The sequence below is a fragment of the Pseudoalteromonas luteoviolacea NCIMB 1942 genome, from assembly GCF_001625595.1.
Taxonomy (GTDB): Bacteria; Pseudomonadota; Gammaproteobacteria; order Enterobacterales; family Alteromonadaceae; genus Pseudoalteromonas; species Pseudoalteromonas luteoviolacea_A.
In genome coordinates this window covers 1-730 of record NZ_AUXT01000059.1, presented here as the reverse complement: position 1 = coordinate 730, position 730 = coordinate 1, and the positions used below count along the sequence as shown (strand labels likewise).

Here is a 730-nt window from a genome sequence, read left to right as displayed (position 1 = left end):
GCTTCGTTAACCGCTCTATACGTCTTTGCTCTCGGACAGTGATTTCATACTCCAGTAATAAGCTTAATCGCTCTTCGAAGCTTTGCTCCATGTAGAGGTTTGGTTGCTCAATTTGTTGTAATAAAGCCGTTTTTACACCGCTCAGTTTTAAGGTGGTTAATTGGTTTGTTAATGTATTCATGAGAAGTCCTTAGTGGTAATAATCTTGACCACGGATATTTGGGTGCTCGATATCGTTTAATAAATCGATTTGCGCATTCGGGAGCGGTTGTTGCTCTAGGCCTTTACTGAGCATATTGCTAATCGCTTTTAAGTGAGTCACACCGTTATGCAACGCGCGTTTACACGCAAGCTCTAATCTGGCGGGCGAGTATTGTTTGGCTAGGTTCAGAAGCCCTAAACAGCGTCGATAACTTTGCTCTGGGTGTTTACGCTCATTGAGATACCGTTTAACTAAGGTTTCTGTCTCTTTGCCGATTTGTGCTGCCCAACGTTCAAGTCGCTCTGGCGACCATTGCTGGTGTTTTCGGTGCGCAATAGGCATATGTTGTTCATTGGTCGTGTGACTCCCCTCGGCAGAAGACCTTGGGTGTAAGGCTACGAGTTTACCGTGATGGTAAATCTTCACTTGTTGACTACAGATATGCACTTCTAGCTTTTGTTTTACCAGTGTGTAAGGCACCGAGTAATAATGCTTTTCTACCTCTACATGGTAATCAATGTGTACGTG

1 protein-coding gene and 1 pseudogene are annotated in these 730 nt (G+C 44.0%); both read right to left on the bottom strand.

Features of this window, described 5'->3' with window-relative positions:
* A pseudogene (locus N482_RS04595) lies at window positions 1–181 on the bottom strand (IstB-like ATP-binding domain-containing protein); the annotation flags it as partial.
* A gap of 9 nt (window positions 182–190) precedes the next feature.
* A partial coding sequence (locus N482_RS25155) for a transposase (protein ID WP_196765303.1) occupies window positions 191–730 on the bottom strand: 540 nt, incomplete at its 5' end.